The sequence below is a fragment of the Burkholderia sp. Se-20378 genome (genome assembly GCF_017104665.1).
Classification (GTDB): Bacteria; Pseudomonadota; Gammaproteobacteria; order Burkholderiales; family Burkholderiaceae; genus Burkholderia; species Burkholderia lata.
Genome location: NZ_JAAGPG010000039.1, coordinates 1 through 15,000, shown reverse-complemented (window position 1 = coordinate 15,000; position 15,000 = coordinate 1). Strand labels below are relative to the sequence as shown.

Below are 15,000 nucleotides of genomic sequence, written 5' to 3'. Positions count from 1 at the left end.
AAACATCGTGGCCTCAATGCGGCGGAGTGTCGTGTCCGCCGTCGGCCCGCCTTTCAGTCGCGTGGCCGGTCGAGCAGTTGCTTGACTAGTGCGCGCACGATCGGATTCGGTTCGCGCCCGCGCGCGGTCGCGATGTGAATGCGTCGGACGGCCCATGGTTCGGCCAGCTCCACGACCGCAACCCGGCTGAACAGCTCATGGCTGACCAGGCACTCCGGTTGAATGGTGACGCCCAGTCCGGCTTGCACGAGGCTGACCGCGACCCCTGCACTCCGGACGTTGTAGCGCGGCTTGAATTCTTCCCCGAGGCGCCGTGCGGCCGTGCGTATCGCACCGACCATCGCCGTCACGGCAATGACGTTTTCCGGCAGAAGGTCCTTGAAGGTCACGGTCGCGCGCCCGTCAAGACGATGCCCCTTCGGTACGACGGCGATCAACCGGTCCTCACGGTACGGCGTGATATCGACGCCACCCAGGTCGAGCTCGTGCGCCGCGGCGAACACACCGATGTCGGCTTCGCCGCGGACGACCGCCTGCACGATCTCGGCATTCTCGAATTCCTGGATCAAGAGGTCCACCAGTGGATACTCGCGGCTGAACTCGCCGACTTCACGCGCCAAGAACGGCACGATGATCGACCGTGCCGACGCGACGGTCAGCTCGCCTTGCATACCGTCGGTAAAGGAGGCGATTTCGGACCGCATGTCGTCCAGCTCGTCGAAGATCTTCCGGATATAGCGCAGGAGGACTTCGCCCGCCGGACTCGGTAATACCCCCTTCGGGCCGCGCTCGAGAAGCCTGACGCCGGCGATGTCCTCGAGATCCTGGATACGCTTGGTCGCCGTGGACGCCGCGATATTCTCGCGAATCGCAGCAAGGCCGATCTGTTGCTCCTCGACTGCCGACAGGAACAATTTCAGCGTGAACAAATCGACCTGCCGAATCAGGTGCAATCGGTTGAATGTACTCATGTCTCCTCGCATGCATCGCTTCATGACGCGGTCGGACGTCATGAAGCGATGCGTACGGGCACGTTCTCCCCGATCCCGCCATGCCACGCTTCGCCGGCGTCCGATATCGAAGTCTCGATCGTACACCCGCTGCCGGTGCGCATTCATACAACGGCGGTGCGGCGTCAGCCTGAACCGTGCCGAGCCTTCGTCGCGGGTTTCACCCCTGCATTCGCGGCCCGCTTCCGCACGATCGCGTGGACGACGTGCGCGGCCTTCTCACCCGCCTGCATGAAGCGAGCGCTCCAGCTGCTCGCGATGATCCGGATGTGCAACAGCAATCATCCTCGGAATGCGCTGCGCGAGCGACAGACCGCGCAAATCGGCGATCCCGTACTCGGTGACGATCACGCATGCATCGCTTCGCGGTATCGTGACGGGCCCCGTCACGCGCGGCACGATGCGGCTGTGCCGGCCGGCAGTCGACGGCAACGCAACGACCGGCACACCGCCCCGGCTGGCCTGCGCCGCACGCAGGAAGTCCGCCACGCCGCCCACTGCGCCGACATACGTGCCGCCGATCGCCTCGGCGTTGATCTGCCCCGTCAGGTCGACCTCCACCGCCGAATTGATCGCGACGAAGCGGTCGATCCGGCGCAGCACGTGCGGATTGTGCGTGTACTCGGTGCCGCGCAGCTCGAGCGCGGGGTTGCGGTGCGCGAAGCGCCGCACCCGCTCGGAGCCGATGATCACGCCACCGACGGTGATCCCCGCATCGATCGTCTTGCGGGCATTCGTCACGACGCCGGCTTCGCACAACGCCGCGACGCCGTCCCCGATGCTGCCGGTATGCACGCCGAGATCGCGCTTGTCGTGCAAGGCCGCCATCACCGCGTCCGGAATCGAACCGATGCCCGTCTGCAACGTCGCGCCATCTTCGACGAGCGACGCGACGTGCCGTCCGATCGCCAGTTCGACCGGCCCCGGCGCAGTGGCCGCGGCTTCGGGAAACGATGCATCCGATTCAACCAGCAGGTCGATGTCGGCCGCGCCGAGCGTCGGGCTGCCGTAGGTCCACGGCACGTCGGGATGCACTTCCGCGACGATCGCGCGCGCATGCTTCACCGCTTCGACCAGATATTCGCGCGCCAGCCCGAGGCTGTAGCGGCCCTGTTCGTCCGGCGGCGACACCTGCAGCATCACGACGTCGATCCGCAGCCGGCCGTCGCGGATCAGTTCCGGCAGTTGCGAATAGTGCGCCGGAAGAATGTCGAGCACCCCGGCACGGGCGAGCGCACGATTCGATCCGCTGCCGCAGTAGGCAAGGAAGTCGAACGCATCGGCATGCTCGGGCGCGAGCACGTCGGAGAGACCGATCCCGAGGAAGATGCGGATCCGCTTCAGGCGCTCGCGCTGCGCGACGAGTGCGCGCATCAGCGTCACGGGTTCGGCGTGCGACTGGCCCCACATCACCGTATCGCCGGGACGAATGATCGCGGCAAGATCCACGCTGCCGCCGGACGCGGCGGCAGCGCTCGCGCGGCCCGGAATCTCCTGTGCGAGGTCGTTCATGCAGATCGATCCGGCGACACCGGCGTAGTCACGGGAAACTCGGGCGCGCGCTTCTCGCGGAACGATTTCACGCCTTCGCGCACTTCGGCCCCGCCGAAACCGAACATCTCCAGTGCGAGCGACGCGTCGAACGTCGGCCCGGCCTGGCGCAGCCAGTTGTTCAGCGCGTACTTGGTCCAGCGCGTCGCCGACGGCGCGCCGTTCGCGAGCCGCACGGCGATCGACAGCGCGGTTTCCTGCACCTCCGCGTCGTCCACCGCGACGGAGACGAGGCCGATCTGCTCGGCCTTCTCGCCGTTCACGGGCTCGCACAGCATCAGGTGGTACTTCGCCTTCGCCATCCCGCACAGCAGCGGCCAGATGATCGCCGCATGATCGCCGGCGGCGACGCCGAGCCGCGTGTGGCCGTCAACCAGGCGCGCGGTCCGGCCAGCCACCGAGATGTCCGCGAGGAGCGCCGCCACCAGGCCGGCGCCGACGGCCGAGCCGTGGATCGCCGATACGATCGGCTTCGAGCAGTTGATGATGTTGTAGACGAGGTCCTTCGATTCGCGCCACACGCGCACGCGTGCGTCGAACGAGTCGATCATTTCCTCGACCATGTCGAAGTCGCCGCCGGCGGAAAATGCCTTGCCCGCGCCGCACAGGATCACGGCGGAGACGCTCGGATCCTCGTCGACTTCCCGCCATACGCGCGCGAGTTCGTCATGGCCGCGCGCATCGAGCGCGTTGAGCCGCTCCGGCCGGTTGAGCGTGATGCGCAAGACGCCTTTCGCGGGGCGGTCGAACGCCAGGCTTGAATACGACGCGTAGTCGGACGCGTGCTGACTGCTTTCGGACATGATGCTTCCCTTTCCATGTTGGGCTCGCCGGGCGGCGTGGCGATCGTTCCGGACGCATCGATTGGCCCGCGTCCGGAACCTCCTTGAACGCAGCCGACGACATCGCGAAACCCGATCGGTGTCGCTGCCCATCGTGTGCGCGGCCGCTGAACGCGTCAATCCACGCGCGGGCGTTGTTCCGTACGTCGGAACGGCCGCGTGCGGCGCGCGCGTCGGTGCATCACGATCCGGCACGCGCGACGCGTTCCACTGGCTTCACGCGCCTTTCGAAGTACGGAATCGTCGGGCAGGCAGTCTTGACGTCACGACGGTCGAACCGACACTGTGGGTTCTCCCCGAGTGCCCCGGTTTTTTTCGCGTGGCTGACGGTGAGTGGTCGAATGGAAAGGAGACGAAGAATGAAGGTATCGCTCGCGATCGAACGTCTCGCAGACGCGAACGTCAAGGCCGGCGTGGCCGATTGCAGGACGGACACCGCGCAGAAGCGGCGCCCGGAAAACTGCGCATCGAACATGCGGGTTGCACGCGAGGCGGCACGCGACAGCGCCAACGCGGAAGACGCGGCGCTGTGGCGATGGTTTGCCGAGTTGCTGGATGATCGTCGGATCCGCTGGTGCCACAGCGGTCGCGGCTGGTTGATCAGCGTCGATCATCGTCATGTTGCAACCGGCACGCAGTTCGATCAGGCGATGCGCATCGCGAAGGCCAATGTCGAAGCCGACGACATCGAACATGCAGGCGCTGCCCGGAAGCGCAAGCGCATCCAGTAATCGGCCGCGATCTGCCTGCCGAACGGAACACGAATCAGCCTTGCTTGACGCGCGACAGGCCCATGAACAACCATGAAAGGGCCAACCGCGAATGCGCCGATGCGCATGTCTCTGCCAGCCTCCGCGCTGCGCACTTCTCCCATCGCTCTGCCCTGATGCGGCTTTACCCTTAAGGGTCTCCACGCTGATTGCGGGGCCCGCGACACCGTCGTTTTCAATGCACGGAATCTCTGGGCCCAAGCGGTTGACCGGCGACATTCGCCCCGAATCTAATCAATCAACGCTGCGATGACATGAGGTTCCGGATTCGGTTGAACGGATCAGGATGAGCGTTTCACCTGGTCGTCGATTCGACGCCATTGATCTGTTGTACTGATCAAATGTCAGACGAAAAATCGCGGCGCCATACAACATGAATTCAGAAGAAACTTTGGAGACGTTCAATGAGAAAGACGATTGCGCTTTGCGCAGCAGCCGGGTTCGTCAGTGGGACAGCGCATGCGCAAAGCACCGTGCAGCTCTACGGCATTCTTGACGAAGGGATCAACTACGTCAGCAATGCGTCGGGCAACCACCAGTACGCGATGGCGAGCGGCGTGCTGAACGGCAGCCGCTGGGGGCTGCGCATCAAGGAAGACCTCGGCGCGGGCTATGGTGTGGTCGCCGTGATGGAAAACGGCTTCGACGTCAATACCGGCAAACTCGGCCAGGGTGGGCTCGGGTTCGGGCGGCAAGTCTATGTCGGCCTGTCCAGCCCTTACGGCACGATGACGCTCGGGCGCCAGTACGATTCCGTCGTCGACTCCCTCGGCCTGTTCGAGGCAGGCGATCAATGGGGCGGCTACCTCGCCGCTCATCCGTCCGACAACGACAACTTCAACAACACGAACCGCGTCAACAACGCGATCAAGTACACCAGCCCCGTCTTTCACGGCTTGACCGCAACCGCCCTCTACTCGCTGGGCGGCGTGCCGGGGCGCACCGGCCGCAACCAGATCTGGTCGGCCGGCGCCAGCTACACGAACGGCCCGCTCGCGCTGGCCGCGGGCTACCTGAATGTGCGGAATCCGAATACGTCGTTCTACGGTTCGGGCGGCACCGTCGCCGCGACCGTCAACGAAGTACCCGGCTCGAACTTCGGCGCATCGCCGGTGATTTCGGGCTATGCGTCGGCGCATACGCTGCAGGTCATCGGCACGGGCGCCGCGTACACGATCGGTGCGTTCACCGTGGGCGCGACCTATTCGAATACGCAGTTCCGCGGCCTCGGCGATACGACGACGGGCCCCGTACCGGCAGGCGGCATCGCCGGCACGGCGAAATTCAACAACGCCGAGCTGAACGTGAAGTATCAGATCACGCCGGCCTTCCTCGTCGGCGCCGCGTATGTCTACACGAAGAACAGCGGCGCCGATGGCCAGAGCGGCGCGCACTACAACCAGGCATCGTTCGGCGCCGACTACTTCCTGTCGAAGCGGACCGACGTGTACTTCGTCGGCACGTATCAGCGCGCCAGCGGGAGGGATTCGACCGGCCATATCGCCGTCGCATCGATCAACCAGTTGACGCCGTCGACGTCCAATCACCAGACGGCGCTGCGCGTCGCCATTCGACACCGGTTCTGATACCGCACGATCAGGTCGATCGAGGTCCGGACGCGCCGCAAGGCGCTGCGAACCCGCTGGAGCAACGTGATCCGGCTGGTGCGTGGCGACTTGCGGCGCGATGCGTTGGTGAGGGGCCGACGGGTCGGTGCTTTCGATTGTCCGACTCGGCAGGGTGAATGCGACCGGCTGCGTCCTGCTTGCAGCGCTGCAAGCCGAGGGCGAACTCGACGTCGAACGGGCGCGCCGGGTTCCGCAGCCGCACTCGCTGTGGCTCCAGTCAATTCACACCCGCGGCGACTTCGGCGCAGTCATCCGCTTCGCGGCCGAGCGTCGAAAAGCGGCGAGCTGGCCGTCGGATCAGGACATGGAAGCGGGCGCGATCATCAAAGCGGCTGACGAAGCGCTATACAACGCCAACGCGCCCGGCCGGAACAAGGTCTCGGCGCTCAGTACGACTTGACCGCCACCGTGGCCGGCGACTCGCTCAACGGGACGAAATGGCGCGTCGCCCCGTCGAGTGCGTCGATGCGCCCCATCTCGATGTCGTAGACCCAACCGTGCAGATTCATTCGTCCCTGCTCGAGCGCGAGGGCGACCGACGGATGCGTGCGCAGGTTGGCGAGCTGCGCGATCACGTTCTCGCGCACCAGGCCGTCGAGCTTCGCCCGAGGGGAGTCGAACTGATGCGCGGCATTGATGGCCTTCGCGGCATCGGAGTGGCGCAACCAGTTCGCAACGGCCGGCATATGGTCCAGGCACGTGCACCGTGAGATCGCGCCCATCGCGCCGCAATCCGAGTGCCCGCAAATGACGATATCCCGCACGCCGAGCACGGCGACCGCATACTCGACCGTGGCCGACACGCCCCCCGGTTCCGGTCCGTACGACGGAACGATGTTGCCCGCGTTGCGAATCACGAACAGTTCGCCCGGCTCACGCTGCGTCAGCAGTTCCGGCACCACGCGGCTGTCCGAGCAGGTCACGAACAGCGCCTTGGGATTTTGGGTGGTCGCGAGCTGCTTGAACAGCTCGACACGTTGCGGGTAGACCTCGCGCTGAAAGCGCAGGAAACCGTCGATGATGTCGCGCACGGGATTCTCCTGATACGAATTCGCGGCGGGCGGCAACGCGATCGTACGCTGCCGTCCGCCAAGGCGGGCGCCATTATCGCAGATCGCGGCGTCGCGATCGGGTTGGCGCGGACGTCGGCCAGCCGGACTACCTCCGTGCGCCCTCACGCGTGCACTGTACATCCGACACCGTCCGCCCGCGATCGAAAACACTGCACGGTTCGAGCGCGTGCGCAACGTCGACGCCCCCCCCCCTAAACTGGCCGAGGCGCCCTTGATTCGATTCCGGGTTTCGGTATATTTGCGGGACACACGAGGGGATGGCGCGCTCGCAAAGGAATGGCGCCTTCAAAAACGACCAAAAAGCCTATAACCGAGAATAACGATCATGTCCGGCACCTACGACCCTACGCTCGTCGTACTTTCCTGCCTGCTTTCGATCCTCGCATCGTTTGCGGCACTCAATATCTCCGATCGCCTGAATCTCGTCGGAAATCGTTCGATCTGGCCTTGGATCGCTTTCGGCGGTTGCATCATGGGGCTCGGTATCTGGTCGATGCATTTCGTCGCCATGCTGGCATTTCACCTGCCTGTCGCGATCGGATACGACATTCCCACCACCATCGCTTCCTTGTTTATTGCGATCGCTGCATCGGCGGTCGGCTTTGTACCGCTTTCCCGCTTCAGTCTGCACTGGCCGCTACTCATTGTCAGCGCAATCGTCATGGGACTGGGCGTCGCCGGCATGCACTATCTCGGCATGCAGGCAATGAGCATCTGCTCCGGCATTCGATACCAGCCCTGGCTGGTCGCGCTGTCCGTCATCATCGCGATCCTGGCCAGTGGCGCCGCCTTGTTGCTGGCCTTCGACCTGCGCCGGCCGAGCACATTCGGCAGAACACGCCAGATCGGTTCGGCAATCGTCATGGGCGTTGCCGTGTGCGGGATGCACTATTGCGGCATGGCAGCGGCCCGTTTCGAACAAGGCGCCTACTCGACGGCGACCGTCTCCGATCTCCCCGCACCGTGGCTGGCCGGTATCGTCGTGACTTTCAGCCTGGTGATTTTCGCGGTCACCACCGTGATCATGCTTCTGGATGCCCGGACCAACTCCCAGGCGCGAGTACGCGCTCAGGCGACGTTGAGCGCCCATCTCGATCAACGGAATCCCACTCGCTAACAGGGCATGATCGATTTCATCCGATCACGCGAAACCTGATGTTCCGGCTGCATCCGGCGCGCCGCTCGCCACGCTGCCGCTCGCGCCGATGCGCAAGGAAGACGCGCCGAACAAGGAACTGGAAGAAGCATGGGAGTACTACCATACGCCGCGCTGCGCGCATCCGAATGCACCCGGCTTCATGACCGCCCGCAGCCTCAACCAGATCATCACGTACGACGCGTACCACCAGGCTGAAGCGTTCCTCACGCAACCGCTGCAGATCGTGGCCGGCAGCGTCGCGGGCAGCAAATGGATGAGCGACGACCTGCTCGCCCGCGCGGCCAGCACCGACAAGCACCTTCATGTGGTCGAAGGCGCGAACCACATGTCGCTGTACGACGTGCCGCAGTACGTCGATGAAGCCGTTTCCGTGCTCGCGCCGTTCTTCAACGGCAAGCTGTAACGCGCGCCTCCGCACGGCACGGCGCCACCGCGGCCGGATCGTGCAACGTGAACGACGGCCGGCTTGCCTCCCCTGGGCAAGCCGGCCGCATGCATTGGTGCATTGATACCGTGATGCTTGCGGATCGGCGTCACGACACACACTGCGCCGGCATACGCCCGCTGCCGCAATGCGCTCGCCTCCCCTTCGGCCCGCAAGCTGCCCACCTGCACGCGGCCGGCCTCCCGCCCCCGGCTCGCGCCACGCGCTGCCTGCCTCTGCACTGCATCTCCGTATAAACCCCAATGACGGTCTCGCGATTTGAGCGCCAAACTAACTACCAGTTGTTAGGTTGATGCCTAACGATGAATCAGGCGACCCCATCAACAGGCCGAAACCATCATGACGACGCAGATGAAACCCATCCGTTCCTTCCTCTTCGTTCCAGGCAACAAGCCGACCTGGATCGAGAAGTCCATTCAATCGAAAGCCGATGCGCTGATCCTCGATCTCGAGGACAGCGTGCCGCCCGCACAGAAAGTCGAGGCGCGCGAAATCGTCCGGTCGAAGCTCGCGTGGCTGGCCGAGCAGAAGCAGCGCATCTGGGTGCGCATCAACCGCAGCGCGCACCTGTACGACTTCGACGACATCCTCGCGATCGTGAACCCGGTGGTCGAAGGCATCGTGATATCGAAGCCCTGCGGCCCGGAAGACATTCACACCGTGTCGTCGATGCTGGCCGAAGCCGAGTACCGCGCGGGCGTACCGGTCGGCCATACCAAGGTGATCCCGCTGCTGGAAACCGCGCGTTCGCTGGAGCTCGCGTATGACATCGCGCAACACGAACGCGTGCCGGCAATCGTCGGCGCCACCGCAAAAAATGCCGACGTGGCCCGCGCGCTGAAGACCGTGTGGTCGCTCGAAGGCCGCGAAACCCAGTACCTGAAATCGCGCATCGTGATGGCCGCGCGCGCCGCCGGCAAGCTGCCGATCGGCGGTGTGTGGCAGCAGGTGCATGACCTCGAAGGGCTCAAGGTGTCGTCCGCGAACGACCGCCAGCTCGGCATGAGCGGCGAACTCGTGCTGCATCCGTCGAACGTCGAGATCGTCAACCGCACCTACAGCCCGACCGAAGAGGAAGTGGCGTTCTACCAGGGCATGATCGACGCGCTGGACAAGGCCCAGGCCGAAGGGCGCGCATCGTGCATCTACGACGGCGAGCACATCGACATCGCCCACGCGAAGACGGCACGCGAAATCATCGAACTCGCGCAGTCGTTCAATCGCTGATCGCTTACCCGGACACCCAAGGAGACAGAAAAAATGGCAGGCCTTTACTTCGAAGAATTCAAGCCCGGCATGGTCATCGAGCATGCGATCCGCCGCACCGTGACCGAAACCGACAACGTGCTGTTTTCGGCGATGACCTACAACTGCGCGCCACTGCACATCGACGCCGAATACAGCAAGAACACGATGTACGGCCAGCGCCTCGTGAACAGCATGTTCCTGCTCGCGCTGGTGGCCGGCATCACCGTGTACGAAACCACGCTCGGCACGACGCTCGGCAATCTCGGCTTCGGCGAAATCGCGTTTCCGAAGCCGACTTTTCACGGCGACACGATTCGCGTCGAAACCGAAATCCTCGAAACGCGGGTGTCGAAGAGCCGCAACGATTCGGGCATCGTCACGTTCAAGCACGTGGCGAAAAACCAGCGCGACGAGATCGTGTGCACGGCGGTGCGTACGGGCCTGATGATGCTGCGCCCGGCCAACAACGCGTGATGGCGCCCCAGCGGGAGAACCGATCATGAACTACCAACTCAGTGCCGACCAGCAGGCGATCATCGACGCTGCGCAGAAGATCTGCGCGAAGTTTCCGCTCGAATACTGGCGCAACAAGGACAAGCACCACGAATTTCCGCACGAGTTCTTCGACGCGGTCGCGAGCGGTGGCTGGCTCGGCATCTGCATGCCGGAGGAATTTGGCGGCGCCAACCTGGGTGTAACCGAAGCCGCCCTCTTTCTGCGTACGGCAGCCGAATGCGGCGGCCAGGCCGCGGCGTCCACCATCCACATGAACATCTTCGGCCTGCAGCCGGTCGTGCATTTCGGCACCGACGCACAGAAGAAGGCGTGGCTGCCGCCGTTCACGCGCGGCGAGCACAAGGCGTGCTTCGCGGTCACCGAGCCGGACACCGGCCTCGACACCACGAAGCTGAAGGTCGTCGCGAAGAAGCAGCCCGACGGCAATTACCTGCTCTCCGGCAAGAAGGTCTTCATCTCGACCGCGCAAGTGGCCGACCACATGCTGATCCTCGCGCGCACCACGCCGATCGAGCAGGTGAAGAAGCACAGCGAAGGGTTGAGCCTGTTCTACACGAAGCTCGACCGCAAATATGTCGACATCCGCGAGATCGACAAGCTCGGCCGCGCCGCAGTCGATACGAACGAACTCTTCATCGACGACCTGCCGGTATCGAAGGACGAGCTGATCGGCGAGGAAGGCAAGGGGCTGAGCTACATCTTCCACGGGATGAACGCCGAACGCGTGTTCGTCGGCGCCGAGCAGATCGGCATGGGCCGCGCCGTACTCAAGCTCGCAACGCAATACGCAAAGGATCGTGTCGTGTTCGGCCGCCCGATCGGCCAGAACCAGGGCGTCCAGCATCCGCTGGCACGCAACTGGGCCGAGCTGGAAGCGGCCAATCACATGATGCTGGCCGCCGCCGAACTCTACGACAAAGGGCTGTCCTGCGGCTCCGAGGCGAACGCCGCGAAGCTGCTGGCATCCGAGGCCTGCATGAACGCGTGCCAGACCGCGATCCTCACGCACGGCGGCTTCGGTTACGCGAAGGAGTACCACGTCGAACGGTTCATGCGGGAAGCGTGGATCGGCTACATTGCCCCTGTCACCCCGCAACTCATTCTGTCGAATATCGCTGAACGCAAGCTCGGATTGCCGAAGTCCTACTAGGCGCGGCCATCCGCCGGCGGTTCCCGCACCGGGCATCGCCGGATCGCGAGCGGTGCCGGCCATGCAGGCCAGGCACCGCCCGCACACAAGATTCAGGAGACAAGCATGTCAGCTGCAAGACCTCTGGACGGCATTCGCGTCCTCGATTTGACCGTGGCGTTGGCCGGCCCCTACGGATCGCTGTTGCTGGGTGGAATGGGCGCCGAAGTCATCCGTGTCGAGTCCCCCGGCGGCGGCGATATTGCGCGCAACAATCCCCCGTACGTCGGCAAGGACGGCGTCCACTTTGGCGTGAAGGGCGACGACGAAGTGTCGCTGACCATCCTCAACCGTGCACGCAACAAGAAGAGCATCACGCTCGACCTGAAATCCGAGCAGGGCCGCGCGCTGTTCATGGAGCTGGTCAAGGAATCCGACGTCGTCATCGAGAACGCGAGCGAAGGCGTCACGACACGACTCGGCGTGGACTACGAAAGCGTGCGCCAGGTCAATCCGAAGATCGTCTATGCGTCGATCAAGGCGTTCGGCGAACCGAGCCCGTACCAGAACCTGAAAGGCATGGACATCATCGTGCAGGCGCTGTCCGGCATCATGGACGTGACCGGCTTCGCCGACGGCCCGCCGACGCGCTCGGGCCTGCCGATCGCCGACCTGATCGCGCCGCTGTATGCGGTCAACGGCATCCTCGCCGCATTGATTCACCGCGGCCGGACGGGCGTCGGCCAGTGCGTGCAGGTATCGATGCTCGACTGCCTCGCGTCGCTCGTGGCCGAGGAGCATTTCGACGTGTTCCTGAAGCACGGATATGCGAAACGCTCGGGCAACTTCCAGGATCGGCTGGTGCCGTTCGGCGTGTACGGCACGCGCGACGGCTATGTGGCGATGGTGGCCTTCCAGCCCGACTGGTTCCAGAACCTGATGGAAGCCGTGGGCCGGCCCGAGATGGCCACCGATCCGCGCTACGCGACACGCGGCCCGCGCATGAAGCATGCGACCGAGATCAACGCGATCATCGAGGAGTGGACGCGCCGCCACAGCACGGACGAAGTGATCGCCGAGCTGCAGGTCAAGCGCGGCGTGCCGGCCGCCCCGGTGCGCTCGCCGCTCGACGTGCTCAAGGACCCGGTGCTGCAGGAACGCGGCGCCGTGGTGCGGCTCGAGCACCCGGGCCTCGACGGCGTCAACGCGATGGGCATGGGCCTGCCGATCAAGCTGTCGGGGACACCCGTACAGTTCGACCAGCCCGCGCAGCCACTCGGCGCTGCCAACGACGAGATCTACCGGGAGCTGCTCAAGCTGCCGGAAGAGCGCCTGCAACAACTGCGCGACGAGGGAGTGATCTGACCATGTCCGCCGCCCCCTCCCGCACCGGTCCGCTCGCAGGCGTCAAGGTGGTGGAAATCGCCGGCATCGGCCCCGGGCCGCTGGCCGCGATGTTCCTCGCCGATCTGGGCGCCACCGTCATCCGTATCGATCGCAAGGAGCCGTCCGGCCTCGGCGCGCCGCGCCCGGTGCAGTTCGATCTCGGACTGCGCAACCGCAAGTCGATTCGCGTCGACCTGAAGGATCCCGCCGCCGTCGACCTGGTGCTCGACCTGATCGCCAGCGCCGACGCGCTGATCGAAGGGTTTCGCCCCGGCGTGATGGAACGCCTCGGCCTCGGGCCCGAACCGTGCCTCGCGCGCAACCCGCGCCTCGTCTACGGCCGCGTGACCGGCTGGGGGCAGGACGGCCCGCTGTCGCAGGTGGCCGGGCACGACCTGAACTACATCTCGATCACCGGCGCGCTGCATGCGATGGGCCGCGCCGGGCAGGCGCCGACGCCGCCGCTCAACGTGCTCGGCGACTATGCAGGCGGCTCGCTGTATCTCGCGTTCGGGCTGCTCGCGGGCATCCTCGAAGCGCGTGGCTCGGGCAAAGGCCAGGTGGTCGATGCCGCGATGGTGGACGGTGTCGCGTCGATCATGACGGTGACGATGGGCCTGCATGCGGCCGGCATGCTCGACAACGCACGCGGCACCAACCTGCTCGACACGGGCGCGCCGTTCTACGAGGTCTACGCCTGCGCCGACGGCAAGTACGTGAGCGTCGGCCCCATCGAAAGCAAGTTCTACCGGCTGTTGCTCGAACAGCTCGATCTGCAGGACCACCCGCTGCTGCAGGCACAGATGGATCGCGCGCAATGGCCGCAAGCCAAGCAGGTGTTCGCCGAAAAATTCAGGGAGCGCACGCGCGACGAATGGGTGCAACGGCTCGGCCACCTCGACGTGTGCGTGGCGCCCGTGCTCGACTTCGACGAAGCGCCGAGCCATCCGCACGCTCAGGCACGCGGCATGTTCGTCGACCTCGACGGCGTGACGCACCCGGCGCCGGGCCCGCGCTTTTCGCGCACGCCGGCCGCACGGCCCGAGGCGCCCGCGGCACCGACGACCGACAACGCGATCGCCGCGCTGCAGGGCTGGCTGCCCGACGCGCAAATCGACGCCTGTCGTGCGCGAGGCACCTTCATCTGAGACCTGACGGACATGCCCCCCCCTACTCCCGAACTCGCGGCGCTGGATCGCCTGACGAGCGGCCGCTCCACCTGTCGCGCGTACCGGCGCGACGCGCTGGACGTCGAGCTGATCCGCAGCATCGTCGCCATGGCCAGCCGCTCGGCGTCGTGGTGCAACGTGCAACCGTGGCAACTCGTGATCACCGAAACCGCCGAAAGCACCGAGCGCTTTCGCGACGCGCTGATGCAGCGGGTCCAGGATCATCCGGAGAACGAATCGGATCTGCCGTTCCCGCCGAGCTACCAGGGCATCTACGCTGAGCGCCGGCGCGGCGCCGGCATTGCGCTCTATGCGTCGCTGGGCATCGGCCCGAAGGACCGCGAGCGCAGCGCCGAGCAGGCATTCCGCAACTTCCGCCTGTTCGATGCGCCGCACGTGGCGATCGTCACGGTGCCGGCGGAACTGGGCCCGTATGCACTCGTCGACGCAGGCGGCTTCGTGTCGTCGTTCCTGCTCGCGGCCTATGCGCACGGCGTCGCCACCACGCCGCAGGGCGCGCTGGCGCGCCATGCGCATTTCGTCCGCGACTATTTCGACATCCCCGATACGCAGCACATGATCTGCGCGATCTCGTTCGGTTACGCGGAAGACGAACACCCGGTCAATCGATTCCGCACCACCCGCGCCGGTGTGGACGACCTGACGCGTTTCGCGTGAGCGTGGCACGCTGTGCACGATCGAGATCGATGCAAGGAGATGCGAGCATGGCCGAACGTATTCACGAACTGCTGGATCGCTGGCTGACCGACGCCCCCGAGCGGCCGTTCATTCATCTCGCCGACCGCACGCTGAGCTATGCGGACGTCGGCGCGCTGTCCGATGCGCTCGCGCGCGAGCTGCGCGACGACGGCGTGCGCGCCGGCGATCGCGGGCTGGTGGTGGCCGAGAACGGCCGCGAGCACGCGGCGCTGCTGATCGCGTGCAGCCGTGTCGGCGGCGATGCTCGCGAAGGCCGTGCACCCGCACATGGTCCGGCGCAGCGGCGGCGCGATCGTGAACTTCAGCTCGATCTCGGCCCAGTGCGCGCAAACCGGCCGCTGGCTGTACCCGACG

Annotated in this window: 15 protein-coding genes and 2 pseudogenes; 13 read left to right on the top strand and 4 right to left on the bottom strand. The window is 65.2% G+C overall.

Annotated features, from left to right (window positions below):
- Positions 1–53: 53 nt before the first annotated feature.
- The 3 genes from G3N93_RS07660 to G3N93_RS07650 form a co-directional block, all read right to left on the bottom strand.
- Positions 54–971 (bottom strand): LysR family transcriptional regulator, encoded by a 918-nt coding sequence (locus tag G3N93_RS07660; protein WP_174933222.1) that lies wholly within the window; start codon positions 969–971, stop codon positions 54–56.
- A gap of 258 nt (positions 972–1,229) precedes the next feature.
- Complete coding sequence (locus G3N93_RS07655) at positions 1,230–2,522, bottom strand: acetyl-CoA hydrolase/transferase family protein (RefSeq protein WP_206132701.1); 1,293 nt, start codon at positions 2,520–2,522, stop codon at positions 1,230–1,232.
- Positions 2,519–3,364, bottom strand: a complete 846-nt coding sequence (locus tag G3N93_RS07650; protein ID WP_174983571.1) for an enoyl-CoA hydratase/isomerase family protein — start codon at positions 3,362–3,364, stop codon at positions 2,519–2,521. Before G3N93_RS07650 ends, G3N93_RS07655 begins: the two co-directional genes overlap by 4 nt.
- A 398-nt stretch (positions 3,365–3,762) precedes the next feature.
- Here G3N93_RS07650 and G3N93_RS07645 point away from each other — a divergent pair, with 398 nt between their 5' ends.
- From G3N93_RS07645 to G3N93_RS07635, 3 genes are all read left to right on the top strand, one after another.
- Positions 3,763–4,134, top strand: coding sequence for a hypothetical protein (locus G3N93_RS07645; protein WP_241026453.1), 372 nt, complete (start codon positions 3,763–3,765; stop codon positions 4,132–4,134).
- 443 nt (positions 4,135–4,577) lie between these two features.
- Entirely contained in the window at positions 4,578–5,759 is a 1,182-nt protein-coding gene (locus G3N93_RS07640) for a porin (RefSeq protein WP_206122280.1), read from the top strand.
- A gap of 154 nt (positions 5,760–5,913) precedes the next feature.
- On the top strand, positions 5,914–6,201 hold the full coding sequence (locus tag G3N93_RS07635; RefSeq protein ID WP_206132718.1) for a hypothetical protein: 288 nt from the start codon (positions 5,914–5,916) through the stop codon (positions 6,199–6,201).
- Here G3N93_RS07635 and G3N93_RS07630 read toward each other — a convergent pair.
- The gene (locus tag G3N93_RS07630) at positions 6,188–6,832 is read right to left on the bottom strand and encodes a carbonic anhydrase (protein WP_041492480.1); all 645 of its coding nucleotides are present in this window, start codon (positions 6,830–6,832) and stop codon (positions 6,188–6,190) included. The genes G3N93_RS07635 and G3N93_RS07630 overlap by 14 nt on opposite strands.
- A gap of 367 nt (positions 6,833–7,199) precedes the next feature.
- Here G3N93_RS07630 and G3N93_RS07625 point away from each other — a divergent pair, with 367 nt between their 5' ends.
- From G3N93_RS07625 to G3N93_RS42215, 10 genes and pseudogenes are all read left to right on the top strand, one after another.
- Positions 7,200–7,991, top strand: a complete 792-nt coding sequence (locus tag G3N93_RS07625; protein WP_206132700.1) for an MHYT domain-containing protein — start codon at positions 7,200–7,202, stop codon at positions 7,989–7,991.
- 88 nt (positions 7,992–8,079) lie between these two features.
- A complete protein-coding gene (locus tag G3N93_RS07620) occupies positions 8,080–8,436 on the top strand; it encodes an alpha/beta hydrolase (RefSeq protein WP_241026452.1) in 357 nt (118 codons plus the stop codon).
- 381 nt (positions 8,437–8,817) lie between these two features.
- Positions 8,818–9,705 (top strand): CoA ester lyase, encoded by an 888-nt coding sequence (locus G3N93_RS07615; RefSeq protein WP_206132699.1) that lies wholly within the window; start codon positions 8,818–8,820, stop codon positions 9,703–9,705.
- 33 nt (positions 9,706–9,738) lie between these two features.
- Positions 9,739–10,200, top strand: a complete 462-nt coding sequence (locus tag G3N93_RS07610) for a MaoC family dehydratase (RefSeq protein WP_206132698.1) — start codon at positions 9,739–9,741, stop codon at positions 10,198–10,200.
- Positions 10,201–10,225: 25 nt separating this feature from the next.
- Entirely contained in the window at positions 10,226–11,392 is a 1,167-nt protein-coding gene (locus G3N93_RS07605; RefSeq protein WP_174933236.1) for an acyl-CoA dehydrogenase family protein, read from the top strand.
- Between the two features lie 105 nt (positions 11,393–11,497).
- Positions 11,498–12,736, top strand: coding sequence for a CaiB/BaiF CoA-transferase family protein (locus G3N93_RS07600; RefSeq protein WP_206132697.1), 1,239 nt, complete (start codon positions 11,498–11,500; stop codon positions 12,734–12,736).
- 2 nt (positions 12,737–12,738) lie between these two features.
- Positions 12,739–13,905 (top strand): CaiB/BaiF CoA-transferase family protein, encoded by a 1,167-nt coding sequence (locus G3N93_RS07595; protein WP_206132696.1) that lies wholly within the window; start codon positions 12,739–12,741, stop codon positions 13,903–13,905.
- 12 nt (positions 13,906–13,917) lie between these two features.
- Complete coding sequence (locus tag G3N93_RS07590) at positions 13,918–14,604, top strand: nitroreductase family protein (protein ID WP_206132695.1); 687 nt, start codon at positions 13,918–13,920, stop codon at positions 14,602–14,604.
- A gap of 47 nt (positions 14,605–14,651) precedes the next feature.
- Positions 14,652–14,882: pseudogene (locus G3N93_RS07585) on the top strand (AMP-binding protein); the annotation flags it as partial.
- Positions 14,875–15,000 (top strand): annotated as a pseudogene (locus G3N93_RS42215) (short-chain dehydrogenase); the annotation flags it as partial. The pseudogenes G3N93_RS07585 and G3N93_RS42215, both read left to right, overlap by 8 nt.